Consider the following 17,016-nt stretch of genomic DNA (forward strand, 5'->3'; position numbering starts at 1 on the left):
AGCAGGTGCACCAGCCAGGTGACGCCGGGCTCGGCGAAGAAGACCATCGCGCCCACCAGCGGGCGATGCAGCAAGGTCGCCTCGATCGCGTCGCGGCGCCAGATCAGGTTGAAGTCGTGGGTCGGGCCATTGGCCAGCTCGGCGTGCAGCGCCCGCTCGCCGGCGAAGCGCAGGCGGTCGTGCGGCGGCATCAGCGGCACGCGTTCGCCCTCGCCGTCCTCGAACTGCAGGTGCATGCCCTCGCCCGCCAGCAGCACCAGCTCGCGGTCGCAGCCCGGGAACGAAGAAAACGGCGCGTCCTGGTCGATCTCGGCGATCGACGCGCGCCACTGCCACTCGGCCGCGCCCTCGGGGTGGCGGTGGATCTCGCGGGTCCAGCCGCGCTCGTTGCGCCAGCGCTCGCGCCGGTACTCGTTCGCGGGCAGGTGCTGCAGGCGCATCAGGCGGCCTGCAGCGCGGCCAGCTCGCGCGTGCTGCGCGCCAGCGACTCGGCCCAGGAGAAGCCGACGATCGGCTCGCCGCTGGCGGCGTCGCGGAAAGCTTCCTGCTCGCCCTCGGGCAGCAGGTGCCGGTAGTCGACGGTGAGTTCGTCGCCCGGCTGCAGCGGCCGCGCCGCGAAGATGAAGCCCAGGTGCCACAGCCCGTTCGGCGCGAAGCTGTGGTTGACGTAGCACTCGTCCGGCCAGTCCAGCGACACCGTGCACTGGTCCTCGAACCAGCGCACCGCCGCCGCCATCGCGGCCTCGGCATCGGCGCGGGCGCGGATGGTTTCCCAGCGCTGCGTCCCGGGGATCGCGTCGGGCGCGACCACGACGCGACCGGCCGCGACCGGCTCCTCCAGGAACAGGCCCTGCCCGGCCCCGGGGATGGCGGACGGCGCGATGCGGTAGCGCGGAAGGATCATGGCCAAAGTCTAGCGCAGGCCATCGCCCGCTCCACTCAGCCCGACGGCGCGTCTTCGTCCGGCAGGTCGCCCGGCTGCAGCCAGGCGGCATTCCAGTAAGCGTAGTCGGCCAGCCGCGGCACCAGCCCCGACCGCACCGGGTTGCCGACCAGGTGCCGGCCCACCGCGACCGGGTCGTCTTCGGGCGAAAGCACCCGGTCGGCAAAGCCGCGGCCCCAGAGCCAGCCATTCACGCGGTGCCGGTCCTCGACCGCCCGCGAGGTGATGAGCTTGAAGCGCCCGACCAGGGTGGACAGGCTGTCCCGTTCGCCCAGGGTCACCAGCCCGTGCCAGTGGTCGGGCATCAGCACCCAGGCCAGCAGGCTGGCGTCGCGCCAGGGCCAGGCGGCGGTGTGCACCCGGCAGACCGCCCGGGCCGCCTCGTCGTCCCGGAATACCGGACGCTTATATAAGGTGTTGACCGTGAGCACGTAGGTGCGCCCGGGGACCGAGCGGCGCTCGAGCCGCCGGGCGCGGTAGCCGCTGGACGGCCGGGCCGAAGCCGGCAGGATCGCGGACATCGAAGGCCTCCTTGGGGCCGAAGGGACGTGGGCCCGGCCGTGGCCGGGCCCGGGGCCGCGGCCACTCAGCCGTCGACGGGCGCCGGCGACTTCGGCGCCGCCTCGGCCGGCGGCGCCTTGGCGCGGGCCGCACCGGCCCCGACCGTGATCCGGTCGCGGTTGAGCTCGACCGTGGACAGGCCGATGCCCTTGACCTCGGCCAGTTCGTCGGCGCTGCGGAAAGCGCCGTGCTGCTTGCGGTGGGCGACGATGGCCTCGGCCTTGCTGGGGCCGACGCCGTCGAGCACGCGGTCCAGGGTGGCGGCATCGGCCGAGTTGATGTCCACCTGGTCGGCGGCGAGGGCCGCGCCGGCCATCAGGGCCGACAGCAGCAGGGTGGAGAGCAGGGAAACGGACTTGCGCATGGCGTGATCCTCAGGGGTGTCGGTGACGGGTTGGCCGGCCGCGGAGCAGTCCGCACCGGCAGCGCCAGTCTCGGCAGGCGCGGCACCCCGGCCCATCGCCGTTTCCCGCCGTCCGGCCTGTGAAGACCCCGGGACGGCGCGTCGGCGCTTTCCTACCGCGTCCGGGCGCCCGCCCCGCCATCGGGGGTAAAATCGGGGATCGCCTCATTGGAAGAAGGACGCCCATGGACACCGCCAAGACCGACCGCTTCATCGCCGACGCCTGGGACGGCGACATCGTCCCGCAGCTGGTCGAGTACATCCGCATCCCGAACAAGTCGCCCATGTTCGACGCGCAGTGGAAAGAGAACGGCTACATGGACGACGCCGTGAAGCAGCTCGCCGGCTGGGCCAAGGCGCAGCCGATCGCCGGCATGACCGTGGAAGTGGTCGAGCTCGAGGGCCGCACCCCGCTGATCTTCATCGAGGTCCCCGGCGAGGGCGACGACTGCGTGCTGCTCTACGGCCACCTGGACAAGCAGCCGGAGATGACCGGCTGGGCCGACGACCTCGGCCCCTGGAAGCCGGTGATCAAGGGCGACAAGCTCTACGGCCGCGGCGGCGCCGACGACGGCTACGCGCTGTTCGGCTCGCTCACCGCCATCCGCGCGCTGAAGGAGCAGGGCAAGCCGCATGCCCGCTGCGTGATCCTGATCGAGGCCTGCGAGGAGTCGGGCAGCTACGACCTGCCCTACTACGTCGACCACCTGGCCGACCGCATCGGCAAGCCCTCGCTGGTGGTGTGCCTGGATTCGGGCTGCGCCAACTACGACCAGCTCTGGTGCACCACCTCGCTGCGCGGCCTGGCCGGCGGCAACCTCAAGGTCAGCGTGCTCAGCGAGGGCGTGCACAGCGGCGACGCCAGCGGCATCGTCCCCTCCAGCTTCCGCATCCTGCGCCAGCTGCTGTCGCGGCTCGAGGACGAGGCCACCGGCAAGATCCTGGTCGAGGACCTGTACGTCGACATCCCCGAGCAGCGCATCGCCCAGGCCCGCCGCGCCGCCGAGGTGCTGGGCAGCGAGGTCTGGGACAAGTTCCCGTTCCTGGACGGCATGCGCCCGATGAACCCGGACCTGGCCGAGCTGGTGCTCAACCGCACCTGGCGCCCGGCCCTGTCGGTGACCGGCCAGGACGGCCTGCCCTCGCTGTCGAGCGCCGGCAACGTGCTGCGCCCCCACACCGCGGTGAAGCTGAGCCTGCGCCTGCCCCCGACCCTCGAGCCCAAGCGGGCGGGTGAAATCCTCAAGCGCGTGCTCGAGGCCAACCCGCCCAACGGCTGCCGGGTCGAGGTCGAGCTGGAGAAGGCCTCCACCGGCTGGAACGCCCCGCTGCTGGCCCCGTGGCTGGAGAAGGCGATCGACACCGCCAGCCAGGAGTTCTTCGGCGCCCCGGCCATGTACATGGGCGAAGGCGGCACCATTCCCTTCATGGGCATGCTGGGCGAGAAGTTCCCGGGCGCCCAGTTCATGATCACCGGCGTGCTGGGCCCGCACTCCAACGCCCACGGTCCGAACGAGTTCCTTCACATCCCGACCGGCAAGCGGGTCACCGCCGCCGTGGCCCGGGTGATCGCCGAGCACTACGTCGCCAGCGAGCAGGGCCAGACCCAGGGCGTCGGCGTGAAGGCCGGCGCCGCCCAGTTCGGCGACCACGGCTGCTGCTGAGCCCGGCTCACCTGACAGGAGGGCCTTCAGGCCCGAAGCTCTTTGCCGAAAAGCTTCGGGCCTGAAGGCCCTCCTGCCGGGGCGTGATGGCGGATTTCACGCCGCCGGACGGGGCCTGGCCCCGCCGGAACGGCCGCAAGGGCCGCGCCCTGGCCTGTTTTGGGACGTACTTCACAAAATCGCCCCGATCGTCCCATTCGGGACAATGAACCCCGTGAAGCCCCCGGGGATCGCTTCCTTAACGACACTTTAATTAATCGCCCAGCCCGCTTATAGTCCGGACGGCTCTGCCGGTTTCCGGGGTGTGTGGCTTCACATCGGCGGCGGGCTCCCATGCCAAATCTAGAACCACTTGGAGAGTAGAGATGACTTTGAAGACCACCAAGCTCCGCGACGCGATCAAGTTCGCGCTCGTCGTGGGTGCCGCGTCCGCCATGAGCACTGGCGCCGCCATCGCCCAGGACGAAGGCACTGAGGACGAAGCCGCTACCCTTGACGCGATCGTCGTCACCGGTACCCGCATCCAGAGCCAGACCGTCACCGCCTCGTCGCCCGTCGTCGAGATCAACCGTGACGAGTTCCAGTTCGCCGGCGCCACCCGCGTCGACGACCTCGTCAACCAGTACCCGCAGCTGTCGACCTACTTCGACTCCTTCGCCAACAACGGTTCGACCGGTTACCCGACCATCGACCTGCGTGGCCTGGGCCCGCAGCGCACCCTGACCCTGGTGAACGGCAACCGCCTGCCGCCGGGTGCCGCCGAAGTGCGTGACATCTCCATCATCCCGGCCGCCCTGGTCAGCCGCGTCGACATCCTGACCGGCGGCGCCTCGGCCGTGTACGGTTCCGACGCCATCGCCGGCGTGGTCAACTTCGTGCTCGACACCGAGTTCGAAGGCGTCAGCATCACCGCTGGCTACAGCGCGTACCAGCACAAGAACGACAACAACTACATGCAGGGCCTGCTCGACGCCCGCAACTTCGACTACCCGTCGGGCAACTCCGGCTTCGACGGCGTCTCGAAGAACGTCGACATCGCCATGGGCGGCAGCTTCGCCGACGGCGCTGGCCATGCCACCGCCTGGCTGACCTACCGCAAGAACGACCCGCTGTTCCAGGGTGAGCGCGACTACTCGTCCTGCGCCCTGAGCGCGTCGGGCACCTCGTGCGGCGGCTCGGCCACCAACGCGGCCGGCAACTTCTACGTGGGCCAGGACACCGACGGCGACGGCATCTACGACGACGGCTTCTCGACCTCCCTGAACCCGGACGGCAGCTGGGCCGGTTCGTACGGCGCGCCGTACAACTTCGCCCCGATCAACTACTACCAGCGTCCGGACGAGCGCTACACCTTCGGCGCCTCGCTCAAGTACGAGATCAACGAACACTTCCGTCCGTACATGGAACTGATGTACGTCAACAAGGGTGACTCCTCGCAGATCGCCGAGTCGGGTGCGTTCTTCACCCTGGTCCCGGGCCTGGACTGCGCCAACCCGCTGGTCGGCAGCCTCTGCAGTGACCTCGGCCTCGACCCGACCCTGCCGTTCGACGTCTACGTCGCCAAGCGCAACGTCGAAGGCGGCCCGCGTATCCGCATCGACGAGACCAACACGTTCCGCGTCCTCGCCGGCCTGGAAGGCTCGATCAACGACAGCTGGTCCTACAACGCTTCGGTGCTGTATGCCCAGACCCGCGACGACAGCCAGGGCCTGAACGACTTCCTGAACCAGCGCATCGTCGACGGCATCCTCGGTTGCCCGGCCGGCGCCTTCACGGGCTGCATCCCGTACAACATCTGGGAGCCGAACGCGGTGACCCCGGAGGCCGCGGCTGCCCTCGCCGGCACCTCGATCTACGAGACCTCGACCAGCATGACGCAGTTCAGCGCGTACGCCACGGGCGACATCGGCTTCGGCTTCCCGTCCGCCGGCGGCGAGAACATCTCGCTCGTCATCGGTACCGAGTGGCGCGAAGAGACCTACGACTTCAACGCTGACTCCGACAGCCAGGCCGGCAACTTCGCCGGTGCCGGCGGCCCGGCGACCCCGGTCACCGGCAGCACCAAGGTGTCCGAAGTCTTCATGGAGTCGATCATCCCGGTCCTCGCCGACGTGGGCATCATCAACAGCCTGTCGTTCGACGTCGGCTACCGCTACTCCGACTACGACCGCGCCGGCACGGCCGACACCTACAAGTTCGGCTTCGCCGCCGACTTCGGCATGGTCCGCGCCCGCGGTGGTTACAACCGTGCGATCCGCGCCCCGGGCATCAACGAGCTGTTCGCGACCCAGTCGATCGCCCTGTGGGCGGGTTCCGACCCGTGCGCCGGCCCGACGCCGTCGTTCACCGTCGCCCAGTGCCAGAACACCGGCCTGGACCCGTCGCGTTACGGCCTGGTGCCGGACAACTCGGCTGGCCAGTACAACCAGTTCGTCGGTGGCAACCCGAACCTGAAGCCCGAGCAGGCTGACACCTACACCTTCGGTGTGGTCGTCACCCCGATCGAGAACCTGACGGTCAGCGTCGACTACTACGACATCTTCCTGGAAGACGCGATCGGCACCATCGGCGCCTCGACCATCCTGACCTTCTGCGGCATCACGGGCGATCCGTTCCTGTGCGACCGCGTGAACCGTTCGGGCGGTGGCGACCTCTGGCGCGGCAGCGACCCGGCCACCTCGGGCTACGTCAGCAACCTGACCGACAACTTCGGTGAGCGCTCGTTCCGCGGTATCGACCTGGGCGTCAACTACCGCTTCGACGCCCTGGGCGGCCGCATCGCGACCTCCCTGCAGGGCAGCTACCTGCTCGAGCAGGAAGTCACCCCGCTCCCGGGCGTGAACGAGGCCGCGACCTACGACTGCACCGGCAACATCAACCCGAGCTGCCAGGCCCCCGAGTGGCGCCACATCGCGAACGTGCGTTACTCGCGTGACTGGTACACCGTGAACCTGCGCTGGCGCTACTACGGCTCGATGGATTACATCCTGACGAGCGGCGCGGTTGGCACCGGTGACACCCTGACGGCCGCCAACGGCGGTATCGACGCGTACAACTACTTCGACCTGTCGGCTTCGGCCTACATCGGCGAGTACGCGGAGATCACCGTCGGCGTGAACAACATCGCGGACAAGGAGCCGCCGCTGGTTGGTGGCGCCCTGGCCCCGCTGAACGGCAACTCGCTGGGCGGTTACGACCAGGCTGGTCGTTACTTCTTCACCTCGGTGTCGTTCAAGTTCTAAGCAACACTTAAGCAACACCTTGAGCGGCGGGCTTCGGCCCGCCGCTTTTTTTTGGTCTTCTCCCGATGGCGGGGACCGTGGCTCGGCGCCATGCGTGCACCGGCGCCACGCCGCAGCGCCATGCGGCACGCCCAGGCCGTCGGATTCCGGATGCGCCACGGGCGCCCACGAAAAAGAGGTCAGGCACGTTTTCCGCTTCAAGCGGAAAACGTGCCTGACCCCTTTTTCGTGGGCTTCGGGCCTGGCGGCCTGTCTGGATAAGCCGGACCTCAGGGCGCCAGCAGGCCCTCCGCGGCGAGGCGGTCGTGCAGGGGCTTGAGACCGGCTTCGTAGCGGCGCCACTTGCCCACCGAGCCGGCGTGCACCGGTTCGCGCACCTGGGCGGCGCTGGCGCTGACGATGGCGCCCGGGTGCGCGGACGGGTCCAGCACGGCCGGGTTCCAGTCCAGGCCGCAGAAGTCGAGCATCCGGCGGGCCTGGGCCTCGGTATCGGTCACCAGGTCCTCGTAGCGCAGGTCCAGGATCCCGCCCGGCATCACCGCCTGCCAGTGCTGCATCAGGCGCCGGTAGGTGATGAAGTACTCGGCCAGCTCGGCCTGGTCGTAGCTGAAGGGATAGGCCTGGAAGAACAGGGTCTTGAACACCGCGTAGCAGGTGTCCATCGGGTCCCGGACCAGGTGGATGATCCGGGCCTTGGGCAGCGCCTTGCGGATCATGCCGCAGTACATGAAGTTGATCGGCATCTTGTCGATGAAATGGCGATGCCCGGGGGCCGCCTGGCGCGCCGCGGCCATGTACTTGCGGCCCAGCGCGGCGAAGTCGATCGACAGCGAAGCCTCGGCCACCGACAGGTGCGGCTGGGCCGCCTGGGCGTCCTGCGCGGCGATGGCCAGCAGCTGGCCGAAATCGAGCAGCTCGCCGGCCGAGCCCACGTCGCCCTGGCTGGCCAGCATCCGCTCGGCCAGCGTGGTGCCGGTGCGCGGCATGCCGACGATGAAGATCGCGCCCTCCTCCTCGTGGCCCGGCGTCGGCCGGGCCATGAACTCGGCGGTGTAGAGCCCGCGCAGGCCGTCGATGACGGCGCGCTCGGCGGCGGCATCGTAGGACAGGGTCCGGCGCTTGATCGCCGCGCCCTCGGACAAGGCCTTGAAGGAGGCCTCGGCCTGGCCCAGGTCTTCATGCTCCTTGGCCAGCGCGAACAGGCCCGCGGCGGCATCCGCCGGCCTCGCCAGCCGACCCTTGAGCCGGGCCTGCAGGTCGGCCACGTGGTTGTCCTCCTCGGTCTGGCGCTTCAGGATCGAGCGCAGGTACATCGCCTGGCCGTGGCCGGGCACCTGCGCCAGCACCTGGGCCAGCTGCTGCTCCGCCGCCTCGAACCGCCCCGCGAAGAACTGCGCGCTGGCCAGGTCGAAGTGCAGGGCCCAATGGCCCAGGCCGGCCGCCAGTGCCGCCTCGAAGTAAGGGCAGGCGCCCGCCGCATCGCCGCAGTTGGCGAAGACCTTGCCCGCCGCCCACTGGCTCCGGCCGTCGCCGGACGCCAGGGCCGCGGCCTCGGCCGCCAGGCGCCGGGCCTCGGTGCGTTCGCGCAACAGCACCAGCACGTGCGCCTTCTTGAGCATCAGCGCGGCGTTGCCGGGCTGTGCGGCCATGGCCGCGTCGGCGGCTTCGATGGCACCGGCGAGGTCGCCGTTGGCCAGCCTGACCTCGCAGGCCAGCATCAGCACCCGCGGATGCGCCGGATGCGCCAGCACCAGCGGCCGGCACAGCTGGGTCGCCTCGGCCACCTTGCCCTGCTGCAGCAGCATGAAGCCCTGCTCCACCGCCTGGTCGGTCGCCGCGCCGGCGTCCTGCGTCCCTGTCTTTTCCATCATCAACTCCTGGGGTATCCGGATGTCACGCCTGCAGCTGGAACTCGGCCGAGGCCGCCGACAGCACGCGCACCATGTCGCGTTCGGCCATCGACAGCAGCGGGTTCCAGACGTCGAAGATCAGCACCACGCGCAGCTCGTCGCTGTCGTTGCGGGCCTCGTGCTCGATGCTGTCGTCGAAGATCAGCAGCTCGCCCACGGTCCAGCGCCGGCGCTCGTGGCCCACCCGGTAGAGGCAGTGGTCGGGCACCACCAGCGGCAGGTGCACCACCAGCCGGGCGTTGGTTTCGCCGTGGTGCGGCGGGATGTGGGTATGCGGCGCCAGCGCCGAGAACATCGCGTTGGGGCACAGCCCGCCGATGTCGGCCATCTCCACGGCCTCCAGCGCGCGCGCCGTCTCCGGGCAGCGCGCCAGGTGCTCGTGGATCGGCTGGGCGTGCTGCCAGAGGAAATAGCTGCTCCAGCGCTTGGAATGGTTGAGCTCGTGCCACTGGTTGACGGGCACGCCGGCCTCGTAGGCGATGTAGGGCCGGAAGCCGGCCTGGTCCTCGCTCATCGCGGCCCGCATCTCGGCGATGATCGCCTCGGTGCGCGACTCCACCTCGGGCACCCACGCGAAGTCGGCGCGATCGAAGAACGGGATCGCCGGCAGGCGCGGCACCTGCAGCCGGCTGCACACGGACGGGTAGACCGTCGATTGCCCGCTGAGCACGGCGCCGGCCTCGCGCCAGCGCTCGGCCTCGGATGGCGTCAGCGCCGCGGCGCGGGCGCCGATGCGCTCGGACAGGAAGGCGGCCATCTCGCGCCCCACCCGCTCCACCAGTTCACGACCCTGCAGCAGCTGCGGGCGCAGCGAAGGCGGCCACTGCGTCTCCTGCGGCACCACCTTGAGCGCATTGCGATAGACCATGGCCGCGGCGCGCAGCTTGCCCAGCCGCTGCAGGTACGCCGCCTTGGCCAGCAGGCCGGGCAGGAAATACGGGTCGGCGACCAGCGAGGCCTCGATGGCGCGCAGCTCACCCGCGGCGTCGCCCATTTCCCGAAGCACCACGGCCAGCGAGATCGCGACCGCGGGCTCGCCGGGCGCCGATGCATGCGCGGCCTGCAGCAGGCCGTGGGCTTCCGCCAGCTGGCCGCGCTTGAAGGCGTGCACGCCCAGGCTGTAGAGCGCCTGCGGATGGCGCGGGTCGATCGCCAGCACCTTGCGCCAGAGCGGTTCGGCCTCGCTCCAGCGCCCCTGGTTGGCAGCCGCGCCGGCAGCCTGCACCAAGGCTTTGATCGCTTCGCTCATGACGGCTCCCGGCAGGTCGACGTGCCTGCTTCCAAGCCTGCAAGGATACCGCGAAGCCGGCCGTCAGCCGGCCGGCGGCACCGGCACCATGTCGAAGGCGACCGTCATCCGCGGCTGCGCGTCCTCGAACGGCACGGTGCCGTGCCACAGGTAGGACGGGAACAGTGCCAGGTGGCCCGGCGCCGGCCGCAGCACGCGGCGCGGCGGCAGCGACAGCCCCAGCTCGGACGGCGGCTGGCCGAACTGCAGGTGGCCGGCCTGGCTGTCGCCCGCCGGCTGGCGCACCGACGGCGGCAGCGACACGTAGAAGGCCGAACTCATCCAGCCCTCGGGGTGGATGTGGTTGACGTGCTGGCCGGACGACCACAGCTTCACCGACCACGAGCCGCTCATGCGCATGCGGTTGGCCTTGCGCGAGAGGAAGGGATGGTTGGCATCGCCCGGCAGGGTCGGCAGCCAGCCCTCGATGGCCTGCTCGATCGCTCGCTGCAGCGCCTCGATGACCGGGTCGGGACGGCCGAACAGGCGGCCCGGGGTCTGCGAACCGCCGCGCAGGCTCTGCTGTACCGGCTCGCGGCCGGCCTGGTGCATCGCGTCGAGCCGATCGCGCAGCGCACCCAGGAACGCGTCGAGCCCGGCGTAGCCCGCCGGCGCCTCGATCCGCAGGTTGGCCACCAGGCGCTCGTAGTCGCAGAGCCAGTGCTCGCGCTCGTCGCCCAGCAGGCGCCAGGCCGTGCCGAGGTAGGCCCAGCCTTCCTGGTGCAGCGGCGCGACGCGGGTGGCTTCGGCGGCGCGGTCGGCCGCGGCCTGGAACTCGCCGGCGCGCAGCAGGTGGCGGGTGTAGGCGTTGAGGAAGAACGGCAGCGTGGCCAGCGGCCCGCGCGCCATCGCTTCATAGGCGGCCCGGGCCTGGCCGGGATAGCCCAGGTCGTCCAGGGCCTGCGCCTCCATCAGGGCCAGGCCCGGTGCGTCGGTTTTCACGCGCAGCTGGCGGATCACGTCCAGCGCCTCTTCCGAGCGCCGCGCGGCCATCAGGAATCGGGCGAACTCGTGCGTCAGCGCATGGTCGGCCGGCCGGGCCTGCACCGCGCCGCGGAAGCCTTCGATGGCGTCACGCGCCGGCGCGAGCCGCGGTCCGTACTCCCACAGCAGGTTGGCCAGCGTGACGTGGCCCGGCACGTAACCGGGATGCGCCTCGGTCAGGCGGATCGCCTGCTCGAGGGCCTTGTCGGGCCGGCCCTCGTCGAGCAGGGCGCCCGTCATCGCGTCCCCCAGCTCGGGGCCCGCGTAGCCCGCGACCGCCGCGCGTTCGAAGCAAGCCAGGGCCTCGTCGGCCCGCCCGCGCAGGCGCATCACGGCGCCGAGGTTGAGCCAGCCCGCGCTGTAGCCCGGCGCCAGCTTCAGCGCCTTGAGGAAGGCGGCCTCGGCCGACTCCCACTGCTCGACCAGGCGGTAGGCGCTGCCCAGCACGCTCCAGGCCATCACCGAATCGGGCTGCACCTGCACCGCGCGCTCGAGCGCCGGCACCGCCTTGTCGGCCAGGCCCAGGTCGAACAGCGTGTTGCCGAATTCCAGCCAGGCCTTGCCGAACCCCGGCGCGACCTCGGTGGCGCGCTGGTAGAGCGACAGCGCCTCGGGCACACGCCCCAGCTTGCGCAGCAGGGTCGCCAGGTTGACCAGCAGCAGCGGCTGGTCCGGCGCCAGTTCGAGCGCGCGCCGGAAGCTGCGCTCGGCCAGCGCAGGCTCGCCGGCCTCGGACTGGCACATCGCCAGGAGCTGGTGTGCATCCGGGGAGCGCGGGACCGTCGCCAGCACGCCTTCGACGATACGCAGGGCGTCCTTGACCTTGCCCTCGCGCAGCAGGCCGGCCGCGGTCTCGCACTGCTTGGCCTCGGCCGTGGTGAGCGCCTGCGGCGCCGTTGCCGTGGTCATGGGCTCAGAGCACCCGGCGCACGCGCAGGGTGACGCGACCCGGCGTGCGCATCAGGTAATTGCCGATGACGCCACGACGGACGACGACCTTGTCGCCGGGCTTGAGCATGCCCTTGTCGGTGGTTTCGGTGACCAGCCAGATCTGCTCGTTCTCCAGCGTCACCAGGCGCTGGCCGTTGGCGCGCTGGCTGACGCTGGCGATCGCCGCCTCGATCCGCTCGGGTGTGCCGTCACCCGCTTCCTCGGACGCCATCTCGCGCTTCTGCACGGTGCTGAGGCCGAAGTCGCGGCGCGCCTGCTCACGGCGCTGCTGGTCCAGGTCGGTGGCGGACGCCACCGGCGGGAAGGCCTCGTCGTAGCAGGCCAGGCGCGCCTCGGGATCTTCGGTGGCGGCGCAGGGATGGGCCGGGGCCTGGGCGAACGCCGAGGACGCGAGCAACAGCAGCGCGGCGGCGAAGGAAAGGGGCTTGGCGGAATTCACGATGACTCCTTGCGGAAAGGTCCACGGGGACGGCGGAACGTCGCGCCGGCGCAGGGCGGGCGCGGGATTAGCCGTGAATGGATCGTGATAATATTCCCCGGTTTCCAAGGAGTGCACAAGTTTGAGCCTGGACCAGTGGGAGACCTTCTATCGCGGCGGCGCCATCGTCACCGGGCCGGCCGGCCCCGATGGCGGCTACGACCTTGAACTGCGCGCCGCCTGGGTGGAGTTCTTCTCCACGCTCAAGGCGTCGGCCAGCGTGCTCGACATCGGTACCGGCAACGGCGCGGTGCCGCTGATCGCCCGCCAGGCGGCCCAGGCACAGGGCTACGCCTGGGACATCCACGGCGTCGACCTGGCCCGGATCGACCCGGTGCGCGACGTGGCCGATGGCGCGCAGCGCTTCGAGGGCATCACCTTCCACCCCGGCGTGCCGGCCGAGAAGCTGCCGTTCGAGGACGCGCGCTTCGATGCGGTCACCGGCATGTACGCGCTGGAGTTCACCCGCACGCCGGCGGCGCTGGCCGAAGTCTTCCGCGTGCTCAAGCCCGGCGGCGACGCCCAGTTCATCCTCCACCACCCCGACGCCGTGCTCATCCGCAGCGCCCGCCAGTCGCTGGCCGACTGCGACCTGGTGCTCAAGGAAACCAAGCTCTTCCGCCGCCTGCACAAGCTGGTGACGATGGAGCAGGTGACGCCGGGCAGCACCGACCACGCCACGCAGGAACTGCGCGCCGCCATCCAGGCGATCAAGCAGGCGATCCCGCAGGCCCGCCACGCCGGCGGTGGCCGCGTGCTCGACGTCGCGCTCGACGCCGTGCAGAGGCTGCTCGCCGCCCGCCGCCAGTCCCCGGCCGCCACCGTCGGCGCCGAGGTGGACCGCGCCGAGGCCGACCTGCGCGCCTCGGCCCGACGGCTCAACGACCTGGTCGAACACGCCTGCTCCGAAGCGCGCATGGACGAACTGCAGGCCGAGGCCGCGGCCGCCGGCTTCACCCTGATCGAACGCCTGCCGCAGTACCACGCGGGCGACAACCTCGTGGGCGGGCAGCTGCGGCTGCATCGCCCCTGATCCGCTGGACGCCCCGATGACCGAGCCCACCCCCGACCTCCTGGCCCAGGCGGCCGCCCTGCATCGCCAGGGCCGCCGCGCCGAAGCCATCGACCTGTTCCGGCAGGTGCTGGCCACGCGTCGCGAGGCCGCCGAGGGCTGGTACGAGCTGGGCTACCTGCTGCGCGCCGAAGGCCGCTACGACGAAGCCTTCGAAGCCTACGGCGAAGCCCTCGCCCGCGGCGTGAACCGTCCCGAGGAAGTGCACCTCAATCGCGCCGCGCTGCTGTCGGACTTCCTGCGCCGCGACGACGAGGCCGAGGCCGAGCTGCGCGCCGCACTGGCGCGGGCGCCGGGCTACCTGCCGGCCGCGCTCAACCTGGGCAACCTGCACGAAGAGCGCGGCGAGCGCGACCAGGCCCTGGCCTGTTACGCCGACATCCTGGCCGCGCCGGCCAGCGCCGACCGGGCCAGCGAGGAGCTGCGCCAGGAAGCGCTGGCGCGCACCCTGAACCTCAGCACGCCCACCGGCACCGACGATCCGCTGCTGGCGCGCGCCAACGCGGCCGCCGGCAGGATCGTCGGCAACCTGACGGTGCGGGCCAACCTGCTGTTCGCGCTCGGCCGCGCCTACGAGCGCCTCGGCGCCCACGACTTGTCCTTCGACGCCTTTGCCCGCGGCAACCGCAGCCTGGTGCGCCAGAGCGGCCGCAGCTACGACCGCGCGCACCAGGTCGCGCTGACCGACGCGATGATCGCGGCCTTCCCGACCGCCGCCGTCGCGCCGGCGCAGGCCGCACCGGGTCCGGCGCCGCTGTTCGTGCTGGGCATGTTCCGCTCGGGCTCCACCCTGATCGAACAGGTCCTGGCCGCGCATCCGCAGGTCACCGCGGGCGGCGAACTCGACTTCCTGCCTCGGCTCGCGGCGCAGCGCCTGGCGCCCTTCCCGGCCTCGGTGGCCGGCCTGGACGAGGCCCGCGTGCAGGCATTCGCACGGGAATACCGCGACGAACTGGCGCGCCGCTTCCCGCAGGGCCAGGACCGTCGCTACCTCACCGACAAGCGCCCCGACAATTTCCAGCTGGTGGGCCTGATCAAGCGCCTGTTCCCGGACGCGAAGATCATCCACACCCTGCGCGACCCGATGGACACCGGCCTGTCGGTGTTCACCCAGCACCTGAACCTGCGGGTGGCCGGCTACTCGGCCGACCTGGGCGACATCGGCCACTACTACGGCCAGTACCGTCGCCTGATGGCGCACTGGACGTCCCTGTACGGCGACGACATCCTCGATTTCGACTACGACGCCTTCGTGCGCGAGCCGCGGCCGGCGCTGGAGCGCCTGCTGGCCTTCCTGGGCCTCGACTTCGACGAGGCCTGCCTGCAGTTCCACACGCAGTCGAACACGGTCAAGACCGCCAGCTACTGGCAGGTGCGGCAGCCGCTCAACAGCAAGGCCTCGGGCCGCTGGCGGCCGTTCGCGGGGCACCTGGCGCCGCTGCGCGCGGCGCTGCAGGACGCCGGCGTCGACACCGCCGGCTGAGCCACCGCGCCGCCTCAGTCGCCGGCGGTGCCGGTGGTGATGCGGATGTCGCCCGAGAACGTCTCCAGCTGGAGGTCGGCCGACCCGTCGCCGAGCTGGGTGCGCAGCGAGCTGCCCGGGCCGTATTCCTCGGTCTGCACCTCGCCCACCGGGCTGCGGATGCTGCCGCTGAAGGACTCGGCGTGCAGGCGGCCCGAGGCGCCGGCCGGCAGACGCAGCACGAGGTTGCCGCTGAGCGTCTCGGCCGTGATGCGCGCGCCCGGCGCCAGCGACAGCGTCAGGTCGGCGTCGCCGGACACGCTGCTGGCCTCGAGGCGCTCCAGGGTCGCGGCCTGCAGCCCGACGTCGCCCGACACCGATTCAAGCTCGACCTGGCCATCGATGGCACCGCGCAGGCGCAGGTCGCCGCTGACGGTTTCGGCGCGGGTGCTGCGGCTGGCGACCTCGGCGTCGATGTCACCACTCACCGTTTCGAAGCTGGCGTCGCCGGCACGGGCCCCGCGGACCAGCACGTCGCCGCTGACCGACTCCAGCGCCAGGCGCTCGCCGCCGGTGCCGTCGACGTCGATGTCGGCGCTGACCGCCGAAACCTTCAGGCTGGCCGCCGCGGGCACCATCACCTCGAGCGTCGACGGCTCGCCGCTGGAATTGCCCCAGCCGAACCAGCCGCTGCGCTGCGGATAGCGCACCACGATCGACAGGCGATCGCCGCTTCCCTCGATCTCGAGCTTCTCGACGCCCTCGCCCAGGCTGCCGGTGACGCGTACCCGCGGCTGGTCCCAGGTGCGGACCGTGACCAGGCCCTTGACGTTCTCGATGCTGACGCTGCCGGTGGCCGACAGCGGGCGGGTTTCGTTGATGGGCGTGGCCGCCAGCGCGCTGGCGCCGGCGACCAGGCTGGCGAGCGCGGCGGCGCGCAGCAGGGCGTGGGTGGACATGGTCTTCTCCGTTCTCGTGTTCATGCGTGGGGGCTGCCGGCGGCGCGCTGGGTCAGTTCCAGGCGGCGGGCATAGGTGCGGCGCAGCTTGCCGAGCAGGTAGCGGGCCTGCGGATCGGCGTCGAGCGCGGCGCGGATCTCGCCGGCACTGCTGTCGAGCGTGGCCAGCGCGGGCGCCAGCGGCTCGGGCATCGGCAGGCCGTCGAAGTTCCCGAGCGCCGCCTCGTACTCGCGGGTCAGCGCGTCGGCTTCGCGCTGCACCAGTTCGGCCTGCGGATCGGGCCGGGCGACCTCGGGCACGCGCAGCTGCCAGGCCAGGCCAAGGCCGAGCGCCAGCGATGCCGCCAGCGACAGTCCGCCCAGCCAGCGGCGGTGCGGGCGTCGCGGCGCCTGCGCGGGCAGGCGCGCGGCGATGCCCGGCCACAGGTCGCGGGGCGGTTCGATTTCGTTCGGCAGCTGGCGCAGCCGCCAGCGCAGGTCACTCTGGCTCATGGGCCTCTCCCAGGCGCGTGCGCAGCAAGCCGCGGGCGCGATGCAGTTGGGCTTTGGAACTTCCGACCGCCATGCCCAGTTCGGCGGCGATCTCCTCGTGCTTCCAGCCTTCGACGTCGTGCAGCACCAGCACGGCGCGGGCGCGCGGCGGCAGCGTGGCGACGGCGCGCTCGAGGTCGAGCCCGAGCGCGGTGCGCTGGCCGGCGCTGTCGCCGGTGGCCTCGAACGCCAGCGCCGCGTCATCGTCCTCCAGGGCCTCGGCGCCGCGGCGGGCGCGCAGGTCCATCAGTGCGGTGTTCACCGCCAGCCGGTGCAGCCAGGTCGAGAACGCGCTTTCGAAGCGGAACGCCGGCAGTGCCTGCCAGGCGCGCACGAAGGCCTCCTGCACCAGGTCCTCGGCGCGGGCCTCGTGCCCGCACAGGCGCCAGAGCACGGCGTACACGCGGCGCGCGTGCTTGCGATAGAGCTGCTCGAAGGCCCGCACGTCGCCGCCGCCGGCCGCGCGCACCAGCGCGTGGTCTTCCTCGCGCGGCGAAGCGGCGGTGGGGTCGTGGGCGGCATCGAGGGTCACGGCGAGGCTCAGCATACCCACTCGGATGCCGCAGGCC

Annotated in this window: 15 protein-coding genes; 4 read left to right on the forward strand and 11 right to left on the reverse strand. The window is 71.2% G+C overall.

The window, feature by feature from the left end:
* From VFQ84_RS12675 to VFQ84_RS12690, 4 genes are all read right to left on the reverse strand, one after another.
* Window positions 1–440, reverse strand: a 440-nt coding sequence (locus tag VFQ84_RS12675) for a HutD family protein (RefSeq protein WP_325132000.1), incomplete at its 3' end; no start/stop codon positions are given.
* Complete coding sequence (locus tag VFQ84_RS12680; RefSeq protein WP_325132001.1) at window positions 440–904, reverse strand: SET domain-containing protein; 465 nt, start codon at window positions 902–904, stop codon at window positions 440–442. The genes VFQ84_RS12675 and VFQ84_RS12680, both read right to left, overlap by 1 nt.
* Before the next feature lie 35 nt (window positions 905–939).
* The gene (locus VFQ84_RS12685) at window positions 940–1,464 is read right to left on the reverse strand and encodes an REP-associated tyrosine transposase (protein WP_325132002.1); all 525 of its coding nucleotides are present in this window, start codon (window positions 1,462–1,464) and stop codon (window positions 940–942) included.
* A gap of 65 nt (window positions 1,465–1,529) precedes the next feature.
* Window positions 1,530–1,868 (reverse strand): helix-hairpin-helix domain-containing protein, encoded by a 339-nt coding sequence (locus tag VFQ84_RS12690; RefSeq protein ID WP_325132003.1) that lies wholly within the window; start codon window positions 1,866–1,868, stop codon window positions 1,530–1,532.
* Between the two features lie 224 nt (window positions 1,869–2,092).
* Here VFQ84_RS12690 and VFQ84_RS12695 point away from each other — a divergent pair, with 224 nt between their 5' ends.
* Both VFQ84_RS12695 and VFQ84_RS12700 read left to right on the forward strand, forming a co-directional pair.
* Window positions 2,093–3,571 (forward strand): M20 family metallopeptidase, encoded by a 1,479-nt coding sequence (locus tag VFQ84_RS12695; RefSeq protein WP_325132004.1) that lies wholly within the window; start codon window positions 2,093–2,095, stop codon window positions 3,569–3,571.
* A 365-nt stretch (window positions 3,572–3,936) separates the two neighbouring features.
* The gene (locus VFQ84_RS12700) at window positions 3,937–6,813 is read left to right on the forward strand and encodes a TonB-dependent receptor domain-containing protein (RefSeq protein WP_325132005.1); all 2,877 of its coding nucleotides are present in this window, start codon (window positions 3,937–3,939) and stop codon (window positions 6,811–6,813) included.
* 269 nt (window positions 6,814–7,082) lie between these two features.
* On the opposite strand, the gene VFQ84_RS12705 is transcribed toward VFQ84_RS12700, so the two are convergent.
* From VFQ84_RS12705 to VFQ84_RS12720, 4 genes are all read right to left on the reverse strand, one after another.
* The gene (locus VFQ84_RS12705) at window positions 7,083–8,681 is read right to left on the reverse strand and encodes a sulfotransferase (protein ID WP_325132006.1); all 1,599 of its coding nucleotides are present in this window, start codon (window positions 8,679–8,681) and stop codon (window positions 7,083–7,085) included.
* Between the two features lie 25 nt (window positions 8,682–8,706).
* A complete protein-coding gene (locus tag VFQ84_RS12710) occupies window positions 8,707–9,972 on the reverse strand; it encodes an aspartyl/asparaginyl beta-hydroxylase domain-containing protein (protein WP_325132007.1) in 1,266 nt (421 codons plus the stop codon).
* Window positions 9,973–10,035: 63 nt separating this feature from the next.
* Window positions 10,036–11,904 (reverse strand): tetratricopeptide repeat protein, encoded by a 1,869-nt coding sequence (locus VFQ84_RS12715; RefSeq protein ID WP_325132008.1) that lies wholly within the window; start codon window positions 11,902–11,904, stop codon window positions 10,036–10,038.
* Window positions 11,905–11,908: 4 nt separating this feature from the next.
* The gene (locus VFQ84_RS12720; RefSeq protein ID WP_325132009.1) at window positions 11,909–12,385 is read right to left on the reverse strand and encodes a hypothetical protein; all 477 of its coding nucleotides are present in this window, start codon (window positions 12,383–12,385) and stop codon (window positions 11,909–11,911) included.
* 121 nt (window positions 12,386–12,506) lie between these two features.
* On the opposite strand from VFQ84_RS12720, the gene VFQ84_RS12725 reads away from it, so the two are divergent.
* Together VFQ84_RS12725 and VFQ84_RS12730 are read left to right on the forward strand one after the other, a co-directional pair.
* Window positions 12,507–13,457: a class I SAM-dependent methyltransferase gene (locus VFQ84_RS12725; RefSeq protein WP_325132010.1), complete on the forward strand. Its 951-nt coding sequence runs from the start codon at window positions 12,507–12,509 to the stop codon at window positions 13,455–13,457.
* 16 nt (window positions 13,458–13,473) lie between these two features.
* Window positions 13,474–14,979: a tetratricopeptide repeat-containing sulfotransferase family protein gene (locus VFQ84_RS12730; RefSeq protein ID WP_325132011.1), complete on the forward strand. Its 1,506-nt coding sequence runs from the start codon at window positions 13,474–13,476 to the stop codon at window positions 14,977–14,979.
* Window positions 14,980–14,993: 14 nt separating this feature from the next.
* On the opposite strand, the gene VFQ84_RS12735 is transcribed toward VFQ84_RS12730, so the two are convergent.
* The 3 genes from VFQ84_RS12735 to VFQ84_RS12745 are packed head-to-tail and all read right to left on the reverse strand — an operon-like array spanning window position 14,994 to window position 16,994.
* A complete protein-coding gene (locus VFQ84_RS12735; RefSeq protein WP_325132012.1) occupies window positions 14,994–15,917 on the reverse strand; it encodes a DUF4097 family beta strand repeat-containing protein in 924 nt (307 codons plus the stop codon).
* A 20-nt stretch (window positions 15,918–15,937) separates the two neighbouring features.
* Window positions 15,938–16,408 carry a hypothetical protein gene (locus VFQ84_RS12740; protein WP_325132013.1) on the reverse strand — a complete coding sequence of 157 codons (471 nt, stop codon included), beginning with the start codon at window positions 16,406–16,408 and terminating at the stop codon, window positions 15,938–15,940.
* Window positions 16,395–16,994 (reverse strand): RNA polymerase sigma factor, encoded by a 600-nt coding sequence (locus tag VFQ84_RS12745; protein ID WP_325132014.1) that lies wholly within the window; start codon window positions 16,992–16,994, stop codon window positions 16,395–16,397. Before VFQ84_RS12745 ends, VFQ84_RS12740 begins: the two co-directional genes overlap by 14 nt.
* Window positions 16,995–17,016: the final 22 nt, after the last annotated feature.

The sequence above is a fragment of the Arenimonas sp. genome (assembly GCF_035721105.1).
Taxonomy (GTDB): Bacteria; Pseudomonadota; Gammaproteobacteria; order Xanthomonadales; family Xanthomonadaceae; genus Arenimonas.